The 4,198-nt window shown below is 76.2% G+C and carries 3 protein-coding genes and 1 pseudogene; 2 read left to right on the forward strand and 2 right to left on the reverse strand.

Features of this window, described 5'->3' with window-relative positions; genetic code table 11:
* Window positions 1–1,025 (reverse strand): glycosyltransferase (locus tag IFT36_RS15425; protein ID WP_200413588.1); only part of this gene is annotated, 1,025 nt, incomplete at its 3' end.
* Window positions 1,022–2,236 (reverse strand): glycosyltransferase, encoded by a 1,215-nt coding sequence (locus IFT36_RS15430; RefSeq protein WP_200413589.1) that lies wholly within the window; start codon window positions 2,234–2,236, stop codon window positions 1,022–1,024. The genes IFT36_RS15425 and IFT36_RS15430, both read right to left, overlap by 4 nt.
* A 208-nt stretch (window positions 2,237–2,444) precedes the next feature.
* Between IFT36_RS15430 and IFT36_RS15435 the strand changes: the two genes are divergently transcribed.
* Both IFT36_RS15435 and IFT36_RS15440 read left to right on the forward strand, forming a co-directional pair.
* On the forward strand, window positions 2,445–3,392 hold the full coding sequence (locus tag IFT36_RS15435; RefSeq protein ID WP_200413590.1) for a WcbI family polysaccharide biosynthesis putative acetyltransferase: 948 nt from the start codon (window positions 2,445–2,447) through the stop codon (window positions 3,390–3,392).
* Window positions 3,389–4,198 (forward strand): annotated as a pseudogene (locus tag IFT36_RS15440) (hypothetical protein); the annotation flags it as partial. The gene IFT36_RS15435 and the pseudogene IFT36_RS15440, both read left to right, overlap by 4 nt.

A 4,198-nucleotide genomic window follows, 5' to 3' on the forward strand; every position in this document is an offset into this window, starting at 1 on the left:
CGCACGGTGCGGCGGGCGTCGGCGTCCGTCCCGACCCGGCGCAGCAGGTCGTCGGCCGCGCGCGCCATGCCGTCGAGGTCGCCGGCGGGGACCAGGGCGGCCCCGACCGAACCCGCCACGACCTCGGGGACTCCCCCGACGGCGAACGAGACGACCGGCGTGCCGGTGACCAGCGCCTCCGCGATGACGAGTCCGAAGGGCTCCTCCCACACGGGCGTGACGAGGGCGCAGCCGCTGTGGCCGACGAGGGCCGCGAGCTCGGGCTGGCGCAGTTCGCCGACGTAGTGGGCGGTGGCTCCGAGGTGCGGGGCGACCTCGGTCTCGAAGTAGTCGACGTCGCCGATGCGACCGGCGATCACGAGGCGGCGCCCGGCGCGACGGGCGACCTCGAGGGCGAGGTGCAGCCCCTTCTCGGGGACGATGCGTCCAGACCAGACGAGGTCGTCGCCCCCGGGTCCGAAGCCCCACCGCTCGGTGTCGACGCCGTTCGGCAGGACGCTCGCCTCGACGCCCTCCCTCGCCCAGGCGGCGGCGGTGTGGCCGCTGACGGCGACGAAGCGGCTGCGCGGCCCGGTGGACGAGCGGTGCGCGGCGAGCATGGCGGGCAGGGTCGGCGTGTGCAGCGTGCTGACCATCGGCACGCCGATGCGGTCGGCCCGGGCGAGCGGGGCGCCGTGCAGGCTGTGGTTGTCGACGAGGTCGTAGTCGTCGGCGTGGTCGGCGACGAACTGCAGGGCGCGTTCGAGCGCCGGCAGCGCGCGCTCGAGGTAGCCGTCGGGGTAGGTCGTGTCGGTCGCCTCGGCCGGGTCGTCGAAGACCACGGCGGGCAGGACGAACTCGGGCGGGCTCTGGTCGAGGTGGTCGGACCCCTCGGTGGCGATCAGCGAGACGCGGTGACCGCGCTCGCGCAGGGTGCGCACCTGGTGGTGGACCGACGACTCGAGTCCGCCGGCGAACGGCTCGCGGATCGGGTAGCGCAGGGGCGCCACGACGACGATGCGCAGGGGCCGGGAGGCGCGGGTCACGCCGTCACCGCCGCGACCGTCGCGAGGGCGCGCTCGTACACCGCGAGGTGCGCGGCGGCCACGTCGTGGCGTTGTCGTCGCCGCACGGACCGACGTTGCCGCTGCAGGGCGGCGCGGTGCGGGGTGCCGCGGCGCGAGGCCGGCACCCGGGCCGGGGCGTCGTGTGCGTCGGCGGTCTCGTCGACGGCGTGCGGGCTGACCAGGGCGATGACGGCCGCGGCCAGCGACGCGGGGTCGTCGAGGTCGAAGGAGGCGGTGGTCCCACGGTCGGGGTGCTGCGCCGCGGCGTGGCCGACGCGGGGCGCGGCGACCGGGACGGCGAGGTCCCAGCACAGCTCGACCCAGCCCGAGTGCGTGCCGTGGCGGTACGGCAGCACCGAGACGTCCAGGTCGGCGAGCGACCGCTCGAGCCGGGCGTCGGTCAGGCGCGGGTGCTCGGCGAGGGACGCCGACGGGCCGACGGCCCGGACGAGCTCGCGGATGCGCTCGGCCTGCTCGGGGTCGCGCACGCGCTCGTTCAGGTCGACCCGCGCCTCCACGGCGGCACCGGTGGCGCGCAGGGCGTCGACCGCCGCGAGCAGGGTGCGGACGGTCTCGACGCCCGCGACGTTGGGGCGCAGGTCGCGGAGGTGGACCCCGACGACGACCGTGTCACCGGGTGTGCCGACCGGCAGCTCGACCTCGGGGTCGACGATGGCCGGATGCGCGATGACGGTCGGGCGACGACCCCACCGGGCCTCGACCTCGTCGGCGGCCGCGTCGGTGAGGGTGATCAACTCGTCGGCGGCCGGGATCAGCACGTCGAGGTGCTCGACGTGGGGCGCCTGGTCGACGAGCTGCGGGTTCGTCAGGTCGTGCACCGTGTACACGAGCGGCTTGCGCAGGTCGCGCAGGGCCTCGACGACGGCGACGAGGTGGGCGGTGGGGTACGACTCGGTGCCGAAGTGCACGTGCAGCAGGTCGATCTCATCGGCGTGGGCGCGGAGCCAGTCGGCGTCCAGCACCACCGGGGGCCACCAGCGGTCGGGCTCGGCGGGGTCGGGCAGCGGGTCGGCGAGGTGGACGACGCGGCCGGAGGCGTCGTCGGGGTCGAGCAACGAGCGGACGTACGGGTGGCCGGCCGGGACGGAGGCCACGCGGAGGGGCGCGACGACGGTCTCGTCGGACGCGGGGGCCGTGGTCGACGGCGACGTCGGGGCGTGATGGGTCATCGGGGCCTCCTCGGCGTGATCAGGTCGCTCGCCGTGGCGGACCGGCGCGAGGCCTGTCTCGCGGGACGACGAGCACCCGCGACGATGCGGGTGAGGTGTGCCGGGGCTGGCGGCGGGAAAGGATGACGCGACCGGGGAAGTCGCTGTTGACTCAACATAGGCCCGCGCGACCCCCTTTGTCCGTTCCGAGCGAGGGCCGGAGGGAAGCATGTCCGAACAGCGAACCGAACCCGACGGCCGCACCCGTCACTACGGCGACTTCTACGGTCTGAGCGAGCCGGAGGGCGACGGGGCGATCGCCCTCGTGGTGGGCAACTGCCAGGCCGAGTCGCTGCGGATCTTCCTCGACGGCGCGGGCCTCACGACCGTCCGGATGCCGCCCGTGCACGAGCTCACGGCCGCCGACCTGCCGCAGCTCGGCCGGTGGCTCGGCCGGGCCGGGCTGCTGGTCTCGCAACCGGTGCGCGACGACTACCACGACCTCCCGCTCGGCACGGCCCAGCTGGCCGCGATGCTGCCCCGGGACGCGCGGGTCGTCCGGGTGCCCGTCGTCCGGTTCGCGGGCCTCTACCCCGCGCACGTCATCGTGCGCCCGCCGAGCGACGTCTCGCTCGTGCCGCCCCTCGTCGAGTACCACGACGTCCGACTGATCGCCGAGGCCGCCGGGCGGCCCCTCCCGGGAGGCGCCCTGACGCCCGCCGTCGTCCGGTCGGTCGCCGAGCTGTCGCTGGCCGAGCTGCGGAAGCGCGAGGTCGCCCACGACAGCGTCGTCGCGTCGGACCTGTTCGAGGTCGGCGCGGGCGCCGACGGGGCCGGCACGCCGCGCTTCGACCAGATGCGCACCCTGAACCACCCCGGCAACCCGGTCTGGACGGCCCTCGCCTCGCGCGTCCGCGAGCGCCTCGGCCTGCCCGAGCACGTCGTCGAGCCGGGCCGACCCGTGCTGGCGAGCGTGCACGCCCCGCGCGAGCAGGCGGTGATCGACGCCTGGGGCCTCGACGACGAGGCGACCGACCACTGGGTCGTCGGCGGCGAGCGCGTCGACGCCGACGAGGTCCGTCGGGCACACCTCGCCTGGTACGCCGAGCACCCGGACGCGGTCGAGGCCGCCCTGGCCCGGCACGCCGACACGTTCGCGTTGTGGGGTGCGGCGTGAGCGGCGGGGCGGTCGATCCCTCGACCCGCGAGGCGACCGCGCGCGACTCGGCCCGGTCGACCGCGCGGGACGGTGCGGCGGCCACGATCGACCTCGTCGAGCTGCCCGTGGTGGTCACGCACCACGATCCGCAGCACGGCGTCGCGACCTACGCGGCCCAGATCGCCGCGACGGTCGAGGCCCGCACCGGTCGGCACCTCGCCCTGGACGTCGCCGACCTGCTCGACGTGCCGGACGTCGAGGGGGGCGTCGATGCGGGCCCGGACGACGCCGTCGACGTCGGCGTCCCGCGGGCCCACCTGCAGTTCACCGACCGGCTCTGGGGCCCCTCGCCGTCCGCGGCGGCCGACGTCGTCGAGCACCTGGCCGACACGACGGCGCTCACGGTCACCCTGCACGACCTGCCGCAGCCGTCGGACGGCGAGCGCAACCTGAGGAGGCGCGGTGAGGCCTACGGTCGCGTGGTGGCCGCCGCGCGAGGCGTCGTGGTCAACAGCGACCACGAGCGCTCCCTCCTGCGCGAGTGGGTCGGCTTCGACGGCCCGGTCGAGGTGATCCCCTTGCCGGTCGACCGGCACCCCCTGCCGCCGGAGCGGACCGGGCCGGACGGGCTCCCCGGGCCCGCCGGGCCGGCCTGGCTCCCCGAGCCGGACGGCGACGTCGCGGTCATCGGCTTCTTCTACCCGGGCAAGGGGCACGCCGAGGTGGTGGCGGCCGTGGCCGGACTCGCGGCCGCGCGGCTCGACGCCGCCGGCGACCGGGGCGGCAGCGGGGCGACGCGACCGGACGCGCGGGCGACCGGCGTC

It is taken from the genome of Frigoribacterium sp. CFBP 13605 (genome assembly GCF_014839405.1).
Classification (GTDB): Bacteria; Actinomycetota; Actinomycetes; order Actinomycetales; family Microbacteriaceae; genus Frigoribacterium.

Coding starts and splice junctions, on each gene's coding strand:
- IFT36_RS15430 (WP_200413589.1), bottom strand. CDS start 2,236: ATGACCCATCACGCCCCGACGTCGCCGTCGACCACGGCCCCCGCGTCC.
- IFT36_RS15435 (WP_200413590.1), top strand. CDS start 2,445: ATGTCCGAACAGCGAACCGAACCCGACGGCCGCACCCGTCACTACGGC.